General features: G+C 73.9%; 13 protein-coding genes. 2 read left to right on the top strand and 11 right to left on the bottom strand.

The window, feature by feature from the left end; translation table 11 throughout:
* Positions 1-6: 6 nt before the first annotated feature.
* From IE244_RS18600 to IE244_RS18575, 6 genes are all read right to left on the bottom strand, one after another.
* On the bottom strand, positions 7-459 hold the full coding sequence (locus IE244_RS18600) for a MarR family winged helix-turn-helix transcriptional regulator (protein ID WP_191874640.1): 453 nt from the start codon (positions 457-459) through the stop codon (positions 7-9).
* A gap of 84 nt (positions 460-543) precedes the next feature.
* Complete coding sequence (locus IE244_RS18595; protein ID WP_191874639.1) at positions 544-1,776, bottom strand: FAD-dependent oxidoreductase; 1,233 nt, start codon at positions 1,774-1,776, stop codon at positions 544-546.
* 101 nt (positions 1,777-1,877) lie between these two features.
* Positions 1,878-3,053: an XdhC family protein gene (locus IE244_RS18590; protein ID WP_191874638.1), complete on the bottom strand. Its 1,176-nt coding sequence runs from the start codon at positions 3,051-3,053 to the stop codon at positions 1,878-1,880.
* On the bottom strand, positions 3,046-5,184 hold the full coding sequence (locus tag IE244_RS18585) for a xanthine dehydrogenase family protein molybdopterin-binding subunit (protein WP_191874637.1): 2,139 nt from the start codon (positions 5,182-5,184) through the stop codon (positions 3,046-3,048). Before IE244_RS18585 ends, IE244_RS18590 begins: the two co-directional genes overlap by 8 nt.
* Positions 5,181-6,173, bottom strand: coding sequence for an FAD binding domain-containing protein (locus IE244_RS18580; RefSeq protein ID WP_191874636.1), 993 nt, complete (start codon positions 6,171-6,173; stop codon positions 5,181-5,183). Before IE244_RS18580 ends, IE244_RS18585 begins: the two co-directional genes overlap by 4 nt.
* The gene (locus IE244_RS18575; protein ID WP_191874635.1) at positions 6,170-6,751 is read right to left on the bottom strand and encodes a 2Fe-2S iron-sulfur cluster-binding protein; all 582 of its coding nucleotides are present in this window, start codon (positions 6,749-6,751) and stop codon (positions 6,170-6,172) included. Before IE244_RS18575 ends, IE244_RS18580 begins: the two co-directional genes overlap by 4 nt.
* 218 nt (positions 6,752-6,969) lie before the next feature.
* Between IE244_RS18575 and IE244_RS18570 the strand changes: the two genes are divergently transcribed.
* Positions 6,970-7,548 (top strand): TetR/AcrR family transcriptional regulator, encoded by a 579-nt coding sequence (locus tag IE244_RS18570; protein ID WP_191874634.1) that lies wholly within the window; start codon positions 6,970-6,972, stop codon positions 7,546-7,548.
* Between the two features lie 140 nt (positions 7,549-7,688).
* Here the strand turns inward: IE244_RS18570 and IE244_RS18565 are convergent, their stop codons facing one another.
* The 5 genes from IE244_RS18565 to proP form a co-directional block, all read right to left on the bottom strand.
* Complete coding sequence (locus tag IE244_RS18565) at positions 7,689-7,925, bottom strand: hypothetical protein (RefSeq protein WP_191874633.1); 237 nt, start codon at positions 7,923-7,925, stop codon at positions 7,689-7,691.
* Positions 7,925-8,329: a hypothetical protein gene (locus IE244_RS18560; protein WP_191874632.1), complete on the bottom strand. Its 405-nt coding sequence runs from the start codon at positions 8,327-8,329 to the stop codon at positions 7,925-7,927. Before IE244_RS18560 ends, IE244_RS18565 begins: the two co-directional genes overlap by 1 nt.
* A 57-nt stretch (positions 8,330-8,386) precedes the next feature.
* Positions 8,387-9,844, bottom strand: coding sequence for a sensor histidine kinase (locus tag IE244_RS18555; protein ID WP_191874631.1), 1,458 nt, complete (start codon positions 9,842-9,844; stop codon positions 8,387-8,389).
* Positions 9,841-10,545, bottom strand: coding sequence for a response regulator transcription factor (locus IE244_RS18550; RefSeq protein WP_191874630.1), 705 nt, complete (start codon positions 10,543-10,545; stop codon positions 9,841-9,843). The genes IE244_RS18555 and IE244_RS18550 overlap by 4 nt, the downstream gene beginning before the upstream one ends.
* Positions 10,546-10,928: 383 nt before the next feature.
* Positions 10,929-12,425 (bottom strand): glycine betaine/L-proline transporter ProP, encoded by a 1,497-nt coding sequence (proP, locus tag IE244_RS18545; protein ID WP_191874629.1) that lies wholly within the window; start codon positions 12,423-12,425, stop codon positions 10,929-10,931.
* A gap of 166 nt (positions 12,426-12,591) precedes the next feature.
* On the opposite strand from proP, the gene IE244_RS18540 reads away from it, so the two are divergent.
* Positions 12,592-14,103 carry an MFS transporter gene (locus IE244_RS18540; RefSeq protein ID WP_191874628.1) on the top strand — a complete coding sequence of 504 codons (1,512 nt, stop codon included), beginning with the start codon at positions 12,592-12,594 and terminating at the stop codon, positions 14,101-14,103.
* Positions 14,104-14,114 lie beyond the last annotated feature (11 nt).

Raw genomic sequence — 14,114 nt, 5'->3', positions numbered from 1 at the left:
CTTCTCTCAGGGTGTGTCGGGCGGCGCCGCGGGGTGGGCCTCGCCGACCAGACGCCGGATCCACTCCTCCAGCTGCCGGCGCTGACGGGGGTCGAGCGAGCCGAAGTAGTGGGCGTCGTTGCGGTCGGCCAGCTCCGCCAGTACCGGGACGAGGGCCTGCCCCCGGCCGGTCAGCACGAGCCGGACCGTGCGCCGGGAGGCGGGGTCGGGTTCGCGGCGGAGGAGGTCCTTGGCCGCGAGGCGGTCGACCAGGCGGGAGACGGCGCCGGGATCGATGTCCATGTGGGCGGCCACGGCCTTGGTGGTGTCATGGCCGTGGAACACGCTGACCATCACCCCCCATTGGGAGACGGTGACGTCATGCCGGCCGAGTTCGGCCTCGAACCGGCTGTGGACCTCGTCGGACAGGCGACGGAGCCAGTAGCCGAGGTGGTCGTGGAGTCCGCTGGGCGTGGTCACTCGTCCATCTTCATTGCCGCGACAACTCTTGTCAAGACAACAATTATGAGCCCCAGGGAGAGGCCGGTCCCGTGACCGCTCCGGCTACCGGACGGCCGCGGCGGGCGGGCGCTCGCGCAGGGCGCCGTAGGCGACGAAGTACGCGGGCAGCCGGCGGACCCATCGCGACCCGGTGAGCAGGCGGGCCACGTGCCGGGCCCGGTCCGCGCTCCCGAGGGGCGGGCGGCCCTGCAGGACAGGTGCGATGAAGCGGGCGTGGGCCGCCCGCTGGAGCGCCTGCGTGGCGACCGTGGTGGGACGGCGACGGCGCTGCACCCGGTGGACGTCACGCGGACTCACGCTTCCCCGCCGCAGCGGCTCGGCGAGGTAGCGGGCGGCGGCGACGGCGTCCTGCACCGCGAGGTTGATCCCGATACCGAAGACCGGGGACATGGCGTGCGCGGCGTCGCCGATGCACAGCAGGCCGGGGCGGTGCCAGCGGCGCAGCCGGTCCAGGCGTACATCGAGCAGTTTCACCTCGTCCCACGAGCGCACGGCGTGCACACGGTCGGCCGCCCATGGCGCGGCGGCGGCGAACTCGGCCAGGAAACGGTCAAGGCCGGCGGCGCGGCGCTGCGCGTTCGTGCCCTTGGGGATGAGTCCGGCGCACTGCCAGTAGTCGCCGCGGTCGATCATCGCCGTCAGGAAGCGGTCACCGGCCGCGCCGACGAGTCCCTGCGGATCGCCTTCCTCGCGCGGCAGCCGGAACCACCAGGCGTCCATCGGGCAGGTGAAGCCGTGCAGCCCCAGTTCCGGGCAGGCACGGGCCAGCGACCCCCGGCCGTCGCAGGCGACGGTGAGGACGGCACGCAACGCGCCGGTGCGGCCGTCACCGGTGCGGTAGCGCACTCCGGTCACCCGGCCGGATTCGACCAGGAAGCCGGTCGCCTCGGTGCTCATGCGCAGATGGAAGCAGGGCTCGCGCCGGGCCTCGTCCGCGAGCAGGTCCAGCAGGTCCCACTGGGGCACCATGGCCACGTAGTCGTAGGGACCGCGCAGCACCGTGAGGTCCGCGACCGTGACCGCAGAGCGACCCCTTCCGATCGGCAGCTGGACGGTGCGTACGCGACGCTGCGGCAGCCGGGCGAAACGCTCCCCCAGACCCAGCTCGTCCAGCAGCGCCAGGGTGGAGGGGTGGACGGTGTCACCGCGGAAGTCACGCAGGAAGTCGCCGTGCTTCTCCAGGACCGTCACATCGACACCGGCCCTGGCCAGCAGCAGGGCGAGCACCATGCCCGCCGGGCCGCCGCCCACCACACAGCAGGTGGTCTCTTCCATGACAGTCCCGCCCTTCACGAGAGCAGTAATTCATCCCCTGGTGAATACTGTACTCCCGCGGGCCTGGCGCCCGGGCAGCCCGGAACGAGACACGTGCCGGGTCAGGCGGCCGTCGCCCCGCCGTCCTCTCCCGCGTCGCGGTGGATCGGCGTCCCGGAGCCGGTCAGCGGCGCGCCCGTGCCGCCCCGCCGGGCGGCGACGATCTCCGCCACGATCGACAGGGCGGTCTCCTCCGGAGTCCGGGCGCCCAGGTCGAGGCCGATCGGCGAGCGCAGGCGGGCCAGTTCCGGTCCGGCCAGGCCCTCCGCCCGCAGCCGCCGGTCGCGGTCCTCGTGGGTGCGGCGCGAGCCCATCGCGCCGATGAACGCCGCCGGCCTGCGCAGGGCCTCCTTCAGCAGGGGAACGTCGAACTTCGCGTCGTGGGTGAGGACGCACAGGACCGTACGGGCGTCGGTCCCGGTACGCCGCAGGTACCGGTGCGGCCAGTCGACCACGATCTCGTCGGCGTCGGGGAAACGCGCCCGCGTGGCGAAGACGGGACGGGCGTCGCACACGGTCACGTGATAGCCGAGGAACTTCCCGGCCCGCGCCAGCGCCGCCGCGAAGTCGACGGCGCCGAAGACGATCATGCGGGGCGGGGGCACGTTCGACTCGACCAGCAGGCTCAGGCCGCCGGGGCAGTGCGGGCCTCCCTGGGACTCCGTCGGCGGGGACCCCCGTCTCGCTCCGCTCGCCGAGATGTCCACCGTGCCCGTACGGCCCACCTCCAGCAGGGCCCGGGCCTCGGCCGCCGCCGTACGGTCCAGGTCCGGATCGCCGCCGAGGCCGCCTTCGTACGTGCCGTCGGGCCTGACCAGCAGCGCGTGCCCGAGGAGTCCGGCCGGACCGCGGGCGACCCGGACGAGGGCCGTCGGCTCGTCCCGCGCGGCGGCCGACAGAGCCGACGCCAGGACGGTACCGGCCGCTGCGGCCACCGGCGTGATCAGCACCTCGATCGTCCCGCCGCAGGTCAGCCCCACGGCGAAGGCATCCTCGTCGCTGTAGCCGAACCGTTCGAGCACGCTGTGACCGGTCCGCAGCGCCTCGCGGCACAGGTCGTACACCGCGCCCTCGACACAGCCGCCGGACACCGAGCCGATGACGGTGCCCGCGCCGTCCACGGCGAGGGCGGCGCCGGGGCCGCGTGGCGCACTGCCGCCGACGGCCACCACCGTGGCCACGGCGAACTCCCGGCCCTCCGCGGCCCACTGGTGCAGCTCCTCGGCGAGGTCAAGCATCCGGCGCCCCCGCGGCGGCCGACAGGACGCGGTCGGGGCGGATGGGCAGGCCGCGGTGGCGTACGCCGGTCGCGTGCCAGACGGCGTTGGCGACGGCGGCCGCCGCGCCGACGATGCCGATCTCGCCGATGCCCTTGATGCCGACCGGGTCGGCGGGGTCGGCGTCGTCGATCCAGTCGGCCTCGACGCGGGGTACGTCGGCGTGCGTCGCCACGTGGTAGCCCGCGAGGTCGGCGCCGACGTGGCCGCCCGAGGCGCGGTCCCGGACGGCCTCCTCGTGCAGGGCCATGGAGATGCCCCAGATCATGCCGCCCCGGAGCTGGTTGCGTGCGGTGAGCGGGTTGACGATCCGGCCCGCCGCGAAGACGCCGAGCATGCGCCGCACGCGCACCTCGCCGGTGGCCGTGTCCACCGCGACCTCGGCGAACTGCGCGCCGAACGAGTGCCGTTCGGCGGGGGTGAGGGCGCCGATGGCGGCCGTGGTGTCGGACCGTACCGTGATGCCCTCCGGGGGCATGTCGGTATCGAGGGCCAGCCGTTCGCGCAGTTCGCCGGCCGCGGCCGTGACGGCCCAGGACCAGGAGCGGGTACCCATCGAACCGCCCGCGATCATCGCCGGCCCGAAGTCGCTGTCGCCGATGCGCACCCGGACACGCTCCACGGACACCCGGAGCGCGTCCGCGGCGACCAGGGTGAGGGCGGTACGGGCCCCGGTGCCGATGTCGGCCGCGGAGATCCGGACGGTGAACGTGCCGTCCGGGTGGGCGGTCGCCGACGCGGTGGACGGTGCGGCGCCCGAGGGGAAGGAGGCCGCCGCCGTACCCGTGCCGAGCAGCCAGCGGCCGTCCCGGCGCAGTCCGGGGCGCGGGTCCCGGTCCGCCCAGCCGAACCGGCGGGCGCCCTCCCGGAAGCAGGCGGCCAGGTTGCGGCCGGCGAACGGCAGGCCGGAGACCGGGCCCTTGTCGGGTTCGTTGCGCAGGCGCAGCTCGATCGGGTCGATCCCGCACTTCTCGGCGAGTTCGTCGAGGGCCGCCTCCAGCGCGAAGGACCCGGGCGCCTCACCCGGGGCGCGCATCCACGTCGGCGTCGGCACGTCGAGCCGTACGACGCGGTTGGCGGTGTGGTGGGCGTCGGCGTCGTACATCACCCGGGCCACCCCGGCGCTCGGTTCGACGAACTCGTGCACGGTGGAGGTGACGCTGACCGAGCGGTGCTCCAGTGCGCGCAGGCGTCCGTCGGCGTCGGCGCCGAGCCTGACGCGCTGTGCGGTGGGGCTGCGGTAGCCGGCCAGCGAGAACATCTGACGGCGCGTCATGACCACGCGCACGGGCCGCTGCAGCACGGTCGCGGCCATCACCGCGGCCACCTGGTGGGCCCGGACGCCCTTGCTGCCGAAGCCGCCGCCGACGTGTTCGGAGCGTACGCGCACCGAGGCCGGGTCCAGCGAGAAGAGGTTCGCGAGTTCGCCGACGACCCAGGTGGCTCCCTGGTTGGAGTCGATCACCTCCAGCCGGCCGCCGTCCCAGCGGGCGGTCGCCGCGTGCGGTTCCATCGGGTTGTGGTGCTCTTCGGGCGTGGTGTACTCGGCGTCCACGACGACGGCCGAGGAGACCAGTGCGGCGTCGAGATCGCCCTTCTCCGTCACCCCGGGCATGTGGCCGTCCACCGGGTAGGCGTCCGGGCGTCCGCCCGTGAAGTCGATGTCGTGGGGCTCCTGTTCGTAGTGCACCACGAGTGTTTCGGCGGCCTCCCTGGCCTGCTCGGACGTCTCGGCGACGACCAGGGCCACCGGCCAGCCCAGGTGGGGCACCCGGTCGTGCTGGAAGACCGCGCAGGTCGGGTCCGGAGGCGTGCCCAGCAGACCGGTGTAGTCGGTGTCGACACGCGGGGCGTTGCGGTGGTCCAGGACGGCGAGGACTCCCGGCATGGCGAGGACCGGGTCGGTGTCGAGGGCGCGGATGCGGCCCCGGGCGACCGTGGACAGCACCAGCCAGCCGTACGCGAGGCCGGCGAACGGCACCTCGCCCGCGTAGCGCGCCGCTCCGGTGACCTTGTCCCTGCCCTCCACCCGGGTGTGGGCGGTGCCGACGGAGGGCGCGTGGGTCCCTGTTCCGGGGGCGACGGTGGTCATCGGGCGGCCTCCTCGGCGAGTTCGGACAGGACGGCCACCACGAGGTTGCGCATGAGGTCCACCTTGTATCCGTTGTGCGGCAGCGGCCGGGCCGCCGCCAGCTCGGCGTCCGCCGCGGCGGCGTAGGTCGCGGCGTCGGCCGGCGCACCGGTCAGCACGTGTTCCGCGGCGACGGCCCGCCACGGACGCGAGGCGACGGCGCCGAGGGCCAGGCGCGCGTCGTGGACGACACCGTCCCGGACGTCGAGCGCGGCGGCGACCGAGCCGATGGCGAAGGCGTACGAGGCCCGCTCGCGCACCTTGCGGTAGCGGGAGACGGCGGCGACCGGGGCGGGCGGCAGGGTGACGCCGGTGATCAGCGCGCCCGGCGGCAGGGCGGTCTCGCGGTGCGGGGTGTCACCGACGGGCAGGTAGAACGAGGCGAGCGGCGACTCCCCCGGCCCGTCGGCCGTCTCGAAGTGGACGACGGCGTCGAAGGCGGTCAGGGCCACGGCCATGTCCGAGGGGTGTACGGCCACACAGTGGCCGGACGCGCCCAGGATCGCGTGGTTGTGGTGCTCGCCCTCGATGGCGGGGCAACCGCTGCCGGGGACGCGCTTGTTGCACGGCTTGGTGACGTCGGTGAAGTAGCCGCAGCGGGTGCGCTGCAGCAGGTTCCCGCCGACCGTGGCCATGTTGCGCAGCTGCCCCGACGCACCGGCCAGCACCGCCTGGGCCAGGGCGGGGTAACGGCGCCGGATCGCGGGGTGGGCGGCCAGGTCGCCGTTGGTGACGGTGGCGCCGATGCGCAGCCCGCCCTCCGGCGTCGGCTCGATGTGGTCGAGCGGGAGTTCCCGGATGTCGATGAGCCGGGCGGGCCGCTCGACACCGGTCTTCATCAGGTCGACGAGGTTGGTGCCGCCGCCGAGGAAGCGGGTGTCCGGATCGGCGCCGAGCAGCGCCACGGCACCGGCGACGTCGGCGGCCCGCTGGTAGTCGAACTCCCTCATGCCACGGCCTCCTCGGCCTCCGCGGCGGGCGTGACGCGTCGCTCGGCGGCCGCTTCCCCGGCGGCCCGGGCGACCGCCTCGACGATGGAGACGTACGCGCCGCAGCGGCACAGATTGCCGCTCATCCGCTCCCGGATCTCGTCGGCGGTCAGGGGTGGGGGTCCCGCTTCGGGGCGGACGTCGTCGGTGACGGCGCTCGGCCAGCCCGCCGCGTGTTCCTCGATCATCCCGATCGCCGCACAGATCTGTCCCGGCGTGCAGTAACCGCACTGGTAGCCGTCCAGGTCGAGGAACGCCTGCTGCACGGGGTGCAACCGGTCCCCGTCGGCCACGCCTTCGATGGTGGTGATCTCGCGGCCCTCGGCCGCCACGGCCAGTTGCAGGCAGGCGACGGCCCGGCGGCCGTCCAGCAGGACCGTACAGGCACCGCACTGTCCCTGGTCACAGCCCTTCTTGGTGCCGGTCAGATCGAGGCGCTCGCGCAGGGCGTCGAGCAGGGTGGTGCGGTGGTCGACGGGCAGTGTGTGCTTCTCTCCGTTGATCTCCAAGGTGATGACACTGGACGTCGATGAGGCCATGAGCTGCTTCTTTCGCGTGGACGGGCCGGTGCCGCGGCGAGCGGCGAAGCGAAGGTGCGAGGTACGGGGACCGAGCAGTGGCGGCCGGCGACTGCCGCGGGGCGGCGTTCGCGGCTATGGTGAGCACAAACGGACAGCTGTCCGCTACCTGGAAAACGTAACGGACAGTTGTCCGCTTAGCAAGGGCGAGGTTCGGTCACGACCCTCGAGGAGGACGAGTGCCGCAGCAGAAGGCATCACCCCGGCGCTCGGACGCACAGCGCAACCGCGAGCGCATCCTGGACGTGGCGATCACCGAACTGTCGCGCTGCGCGGACGCCCCGCTCAGCACGATCGCCAAGAAGGCCGGTGTCGGACAGGGCACCTTCTACCGGAACTTCCCCAACCGGGAATCGCTCGTGCTGGAGATCTACCGCCACGAGATGCAGCAGGTGGCCGAAGCCGCGGCTCATCTGCTCGGGACGCGGTCACCCGAGGATGCCCTGCGGGCCTGGATGGACCGGCTCTCCGAGTTCGCCATGACCAAGGCCGGACTGGCCGAGGCGATCCGGCAGGCCACCAGTGCACCGGGCGGCCCCGGCAAGCCACCCCCCACGCCGGTGACGTCCGCGGCGGAAGTCCTGCTCCGCGCCAACGAGGAGGCCGGCACCATCCGGCCCGGGGTCACCGTGGACGACTTCATGCTCGCCATCGCCGGCCTCTGGCAGCTCGACCCGCACGACGACTGGCGGCCACGCGCCACCCGGCTCCTCGACCTGGTCATGGACGGCCTGCGCACCGGGGCGCCCGGCATCTGAGCGCGGCCCCGGCGACCGGGGGACGGCCCCCAGGTCCCGGCATCGGCGTGGGCGAACGGGCTGTGCCGGCTGCCGAGGAGATCGTCTCGCGTCCGTGCGAAGGGCGGACGGGGAGCGCCGAACGGCGCCCCCCGCGCGGGTCAGCGGTCGGCGGTGCCCGCCGCGTCCCGGTCGGCCGCGGCGGCCGCGGATTCGGCCGCGTCCACCTTCTTCCGCATCTCCGCCAGTCGCGCGGACCCGGCGGACGGCGCCGTGCCGGACGCGGCGCCGGTCGTGGCCTTCGGGGCGGCGCCCTCGTGGGGCGCGCAGCCCGCGGTGAGCGCCACCGCCAGCGCGGTGGCCGCCGTGAGCAGGAGGGCCGGGCGCCGGGCCGGCATCAGCTCGCCGCCTTCCCGTTACCGTTGGCCGCACACCACGTCTTGACGGCGGCGAGGTCCTTCTGGCGCTGCTCCAGGCTGGTCCGCAGCGACTTGCGGAAGTCCAGCCGGTTCTGGAGGTAGCCGGCGATCTCCGTGTGGCCCGCCTTCTTCGCGTTGTCGACCCGCTTCTGCAGCCGCGCCACGGAGCCGCGTGTTCCGGCTCCGGCGCCGAGCCGCTTCAGGGCCCGTGCGATCCGGCGATCGATCTTCGGGACCCGCTTGCACAGCGCGTGGGCCCCGTCGCCGGCCGGCTTCGCGGCGGGTGTGCTGTCGGCCGCGGATGCGGCCCCCGCCGTGCCCGCGAGGACCGCTGTCACGGCGAGCCCCGCGAGCAGCGTGCGGGTCGGTCGTCGTACGTACATCTGCCTCTCCGTTCACTTGTGGCGGACGGTCAGGTCGTCCGTCCGTCGGGAGGGAGGCTAGGGAGCGTCTTTGGGGAAACTCTGTGACCGGTCTGCCCCGGCTGTGCCGATGAGCCAGTCCCGCCGTCCGGGCAGCCCGCCGCCGTCCGACGGCAGCCGTACGGCGAAGCGGGCGCCGACGCCGTCCGGTCCGTCCGTCACCGTGACGCTCCCGCGGTGCAGCGCCGCCTGCTGGGCGACGAGGGTCAGGCCGAGCCCGGAGCCGGCGCTCTCCGGGCCCCGCCGGAACCGCTCGAAGATCCGGGACCGGGCGTCGGGCGGCACACCGGGTCCATGGTCGTCGACGGTGACCAGGGCCTGCTCGGCGGTCGCATTGACGCCCACCCGGACCCATGCCCGGCCCCGCGTGTCCCGCCCGTGGGCCAGGGCGTTGCCGAGCAGGTTGTCCAGCAGCAGCCTGAGGCCCGGCTCCCAGCCGTGCACGATGAGTCCGGGGGCGGTGTCCAGGACGATCCCGGCGTCCGGGTCCCGGCGCCGGGCCTCGGCGACGGCCGCCTCGGCCACGTCGGCGAGGTCGACGGGGCGGAACGCCTCCGCCTCCACCAGGTCCCCGCGGCCCAGCTCGCGCAGCATCACCAACAGGCCGAGCAGCCGGGCGTGTTCGCGCCGCAGATCGTCGACGACCTCGGCGCGCTCGGACGCGGGCAGGCCCGGGTGGTCGGCGAGGATGTCGAGGTTGGTGCCCATGCTCATCAGCGGGGTGCGCAGTTCGTGCGCCGCCGCGGCGGAGAAGGAGCGGGCGGTGTCCAGGGCCTCGGCGGTGCGGGCGGCCTGTTCGTCGTAGCGGGCGAGGACGGTCCGCAGGGTGGCGGCGAGCTCGTCGACCTCCGTCACCCCGGTGCGCCGGTCGGCCGGCCGGGCACTGCTGGTGCGCGGGTCGAGGCCGGCGGTACGGCGGGTGAGGCGCCGCAGCGGGGCTCCGGCACCGGCGGCCAGGCCCCAGGCGAGCAGTCCGGACAGGGGTGCGGCGAGGATCGCGGTGAGGAGCACGCGGCGCCGCACGAGCCGGAGTCGGGTGCGGTCGGCGGTGTCGGGCGAGAAGACCCAGAGGGTGGCGGTGGTGCCCCGGACGGGCCGCGCCAGGACCCGCCAGCTACGGCCGCCGTCGCGGACGGTGACCGGGCCGGCGGCCCGCGGCGGCAGGGTCACGGCAGGCCCGGGCTGGGGGCCGCCGCTGAAGTCGGCGTCCGGTCCGACGACGCGTACGCCGACGTCGAGGGCCGCGCTGAACAGCTTGCGTTCCCTGGTGTCGGCGGCCTTGGGCCGGCCGTTCTCCGAGGCCCGCAGCAGCGAGCGGGCGTCCGGGGCGAGGGCCGCGGCCCGCGCGCGCAGCTGCTGGTCCTCGGCCCGGTGCAGGTCACGGGCGACCAGGTCCAGCAGCAGCCAGCCGCAGGCCAGGACCAGCAGCGGGACGGTGCAGCCGACGGCGAGTCCGACCCGGGTCGAGAGTCTCACGGCGTGTCCCTGGCCTCCCTGAGCACGAAGCCGACTCCGCGCACGGTGTGGATCAGCCGGGTGCCGCCGTCCGCTTCGAGCTTGCGGCGCAGATAGCTGACGAAGGTGTCGACGGCGTCGGTGCGCACGTCGAAGTCGTAGCCCCACACGCGTTCCAGGAGCTGGTCGCGGGTCAGGACGAGCCCGGCGTTGCGGGTGAGCACCTCCAGGAGTTCGAACTCGCGACGGGTCAGCTCCAGCGGGCGGCCGGCCCGCTCGGCCGTGCGCGCCGCCGGGTCGACGACCAGGTCCGCGACCCGGAGCACCGCCCGGTCGGAGGGTGGCCGGCGACGCAGCAGCGCATGCAGCCGCAGCACCAGTTCCTGCAGGGCGAACGGCTTGACCAGGTAGTCGTCGCCGCCCGCCTGGAGTCCGGCGATACGGTCGGCCGTCTCGTCGAGGGCGGAGAGCATCAGCACCGGCAGGTCCCGGCCCGAGTCCCGCAGCCGGGTGCACACCTCGATGCCGCTCATGCCCGGCATCGACACGTCGAGCACCAGGACGTCCGGCGGTGTCCGCTCGATCACGGTGAGCGCGTCCGGTCCGTCGGCTGCGGTCCGCACCGCGAAGCCGTTCAGCCTCAGCCCACGCTCCAACGACCGCCGGATCGCCGCGTCGTCATCGACGACCAGCACCGCACCGGGGCACGCGTCCTCCCTCATGCGCCCTCCTCATCGCCGGTCAGGGTACGTGCCTTCACGGGACCCGCGGGAGGGGGGGCGGCCGGGGTGGTGCGGCCGGCCCGGCAGGGGCGTTCACGCGGGGCCCGGTGTCAGTTCCCGTTCGGCGGCCGACCGGAAGCTGCGGGGCGGCCGGCCGGTGAGGCGCTGGACGGTGTCGTGCCCTGCTCGCGGCCACCCGGGCCGACCTCGTCGCACACCTGGCCGGCGACCGGGGTCCGGCCCGGGAGGAGCTGCGGGACCGGCTTGCGGGGTTCACCGCCAGACTCCTCGGCCCCGACGCGGCACCGCGACCGGCCGGTGCGGGCTGGTCGCGCACCGGCCGGCGCGTGTCGCGCCGTCCCGCAGGGCGTGGCCCCGCAGCGTCAGAACCTGGGGCCGGGGAACTGGACCTGGACGAGTTCGGCGGCCTCCTCCTCGGTCTCGACGGAGGGCGGGGACCCGGCCAGCGGCCGGTTGGCGGTTTCCCGCATGCACAGGACGGCGACCACGCCGACGACGGCGGCGGCCGTGGCGTAGTAGGCCGGCACGAGCGTGGTGCCGAAGGCGCCGATCAGGGCGGTGATCACCAGTGGAGTCGTGCCGCCGAAGAGCGACGTGGAGAGGTTGTAGGCGACCGACAGGGAGCCGTAGCGGACCTGGGTGGGGAAGATCGCCGGGAGCGCCGCCGACATCGTGCCGAGCATCGCCACCAGGGAGAGCCCCATCAGCAGCAGGCCGAGGGTGACGAGGAGGACGTCGCCCTGCCGGATGAGCAGGAAGGACGGCACGGACAGGAGGAGGAAGCCGAGCATCCCCGTCATCAGCAGCGGCTTGCGCCCGAACCGGTCCGAGAGCCGGCCGACCTGGTTGATGACGCACATCTGGAGGACCATCACGATGAGCAGGATCAGCAGTCCGTGGTCGGTCCCGTAGCCGAGTTCGCCGGACAGGTACGTCGGCATGTACGACAGCAGCATGTAGTCGGTGATGTTGTACGCGGCGACGAGCGCGAGGCAGAGCAGCAGCGGCCGCCAGTGCCGGGTGAATATCCTGCCGAGGTCGGCGGTGGCCGAGGTCTCCACCGTGTCGGCGGCCTCACTCGCCTTGACGTGACCGCCCTCCAGCTTCTGGAAGGCGGGCGTCTCGTCCAGCTTGAGCCGCAGGTAGAGGCCGATGAAGCCGAGCGGGGCCGCGACCAGGAAGGGGATCCGCCACCCCCAGTGCAGCATCTGGTCCTCGCCGAGGAAGCCGCTGAGGAGGACCACGAGTCCGGAGGCTCCGACGTATCCGGCGAGTGTGCCGAGCTCCAGGAAGCTGCCGAAGAAGCCGCGCCGCTTGTCGGGCGCGTACTCCGCGATGAACGTCGAGGCACCCCCGTACTCCCCACCGGTCGAGAACCCCTGCACCAGCCGGAAGAAGATCAGCAGACCCGGGGCCCAGAGGCCGATGGCCGTGTGCGAGGGGATGAGGCCGATGGCGAAGGTGCCCACCGCCATCATGATCATGGTGACGGAGAGGATGGCCTTGCGGCCGACCTTGTCGCCGAGCGGCCCGAAGACCATGCCGCCGACGGGGCGTACGAGGAAGGCCACCGCGAAGGTGGCGAACGAGCTGAGCAGCTGGGCGGTCTCGCTCCCCGAGGGAAAGAAGACCTTCCCGATGGTCGAGGCGAGATAGCTGTAGATGCCGAAGTCGTACCACTCCATCGCGTTGCCGAGCGCGGCGGCCTTGGTGGCGCGTCTGACCGCCGTCTCGTCGGTCACGGTGATGTCGCTGCGGCGCAGCTTCGGGTGACGTCGCTTCTCGATCGCGCGGAACAGCACCCGGTGGCGCCGGACCGCCGCGGGATCCACCGACTCGTCCGGGTCGGTCGCCGCCATGACGGAATGTCCTTTCGTCGGTCGTGTTCCCCACGCCTGCACAGTTCTCGCGCGCTCAAACGTCCCCTCGGGGTCCGGGAGGTGTGGTCACGCCTCGGCACGGGAACTTGGTTCGACCGGGTGCGGCCCCGGTGGTCCGGGGGCCGGCCCGGTGAGAGGAGCCCCTGTGACAGCATCAGCCGCGAGTGGTCGGGGCGCGGACCCCCGGCGGGACGGGTACGAACCGGATCCGCACCGGTGGCGGGCCCTGTGGGTGACCCTGGTGGCCGGCTTCATGAGCCTGCTGGACGTGACGATCGTGGCGGTCGCCCTGCCCACCGTCCAACGGGACCTGCACGCCTCCCCGGCACAGGTCCAGTGGGTGGTCTCCGGATACGCCCTCACCTTCGCCCTCGCGCTGGTCACCGCCGGCCGGCTCGGCGACGCCCTGGACCGGCGCCGTATCTTCCTGCTCGCCCTCGGCGGCTTCGTGATCTTCAGCGCGGCGTGTGGAGCGGCCCCCGACATCACGCTGCTGGTGGCGGCCCGCCTGGCCCAGGGCCTGGCGGCCGGCTTCATGGCGCCCCAGAACTCCGCGCTGATCCAGCAGATGTTCCGGGGCGCCGAACGCGGCCGGGCCTTCGGATTCTTCGGCACCACCGTGGGCGTCTCGTCCGCCGCCGGGCCCTTGACCGGCGGCGCCGTCCTGGCCCTCGCCTCCGGCGACCAGGGCTGGCGGTGGATCTTCTACGTCAACGTCCCCATCGGCATCCTCGCCGTCCTGCTCGGCCGTCGTCTGCTGCCGCGCACCCGGCGGTCCGGGCGGGGCCGGGTGGACGTGCCCGGCGTGCTGCTGCTCGGCCTCGGCGTGCTGGCGCTGATGTACCCGCTGGTCCAGGCGGACTCCGGCGGCCTCGGCGGTCTGTGGTGGCTGTTCCCCGTCGGCGGCGCGGTGCTCGCCGTCTTCACCTGGTGGCAGCGCCGCCTTGTCGCCCGCGGTAGACAGCCGCTGCTCGACCCGCGCCTGTTCACCACCGTGCGCGGCTACGCCGTGGGCGCCGGCGTGGGCACGCTGTACTTCATCGGCTTCAGCGGCGTCTGGCTGGTCTTCGCCCTCTTCTACCAGCACGGCCTCGGCTACTCCCCGCTCCGCTCCGGCCTCGCGGTGACCCCGTTCGCCCTCGGCTCGGCCGGCGCGGCCGTGGTCGCCGGCCGGCTGGTGGACAGGTTCGGCCGCCTGCTCACCGTGTGCGGGCTCACGGCTGTGATCGCCGGCCTGGGCGGAACCGCGCTGCTGCTCCGCTTCGCCCCGCTCACCACCGCCTGGTGGGTGGCCGCCCCCGTCCTGTTCCTCGGCGGCATCGGCAGCGGCTTCGTCGTCTCTCCCAACATCACCATGACCCTGCGGGACGTGCCCGTGCGCATGGCGGGCGCGGCGGGCGGCGCCCTGCAGACCGGGCAGCGGCTCGGTGCGGCGGTGGGGACGGCCGCGCTGCCCGGCCTCTTCTACCTGGTGCTCGGCAACGGCGGCGACTATCGCGCCGCCCTCGTCACCGCGCTGGGCGCCGCCCTCGTCGGCATGGCGGCGTCGCTGGCCCTGGCGACGTTCGACCGGCAGCGCGACCGGCACACGCGCTCACGGCACCGGACGTGCCCCGACGAGGTCGCCAACGACCCGGTACACACCCGGCAGACCTGAGCCCCGCCCCC

Source organism: Streptomyces filipinensis (assembly GCF_014649495.1).
GTDB lineage: Bacteria > Actinomycetota > Actinomycetes > Streptomycetales > Streptomycetaceae > Streptomyces > Streptomyces filipinensis.
This window is presented reverse-complemented; position numbering and strand designations above follow the sequence as displayed.

Excerpts from the sequence above, each read along its gene's own strand:
- IE244_RS18560 (WP_191874632.1), bottom strand. The coding sequence starts at position 8,329 with ATGTACGTACGACGACCGACCCGCACGCTGCTCGCGGGGCTCGCCGTG.
- IE244_RS18590 (WP_191874638.1), bottom strand. The coding sequence starts at position 3,053 with ATGCTTGACCTCGCCGAGGAGCTGCACCAGTGGGCCGCGGAGGGCCGG.
- IE244_RS18585 (WP_191874637.1), bottom strand. The coding sequence starts at position 5,184 with ATGACCACCGTCGCCCCCGGAACAGGGACCCACGCGCCCTCCGTCGGC.
- IE244_RS18565 (WP_191874633.1), bottom strand. The coding sequence starts at position 7,925 with ATGCCGGCCCGGCGCCCGGCCCTCCTGCTCACGGCGGCCACCGCGCTG.
- IE244_RS18550 (WP_191874630.1), bottom strand. The coding sequence starts at position 10,545 with ATGAGGGAGGACGCGTGCCCCGGTGCGGTGCTGGTCGTCGATGACGAC.
- IE244_RS18580 (WP_191874636.1), bottom strand. The coding sequence starts at position 6,173 with ATGAGGGAGTTCGACTACCAGCGGGCCGCCGACGTCGCCGGTGCCGTG.
- IE244_RS18575 (WP_191874635.1), bottom strand. The coding sequence starts at position 6,751 with ATGGCCTCATCGACGTCCAGTGTCATCACCTTGGAGATCAACGGAGAG.
- IE244_RS18595 (WP_191874639.1), bottom strand. The coding sequence starts at position 1,776 with ATGGAAGAGACCACCTGCTGTGTGGTGGGCGGCGGCCCGGCGGGCATG.
- proP (WP_191874629.1), bottom strand. The coding sequence starts at position 12,425 with ATGGCGGCGACCGACCCGGACGAGTCGGTGGATCCCGCGGCGGTCCGG.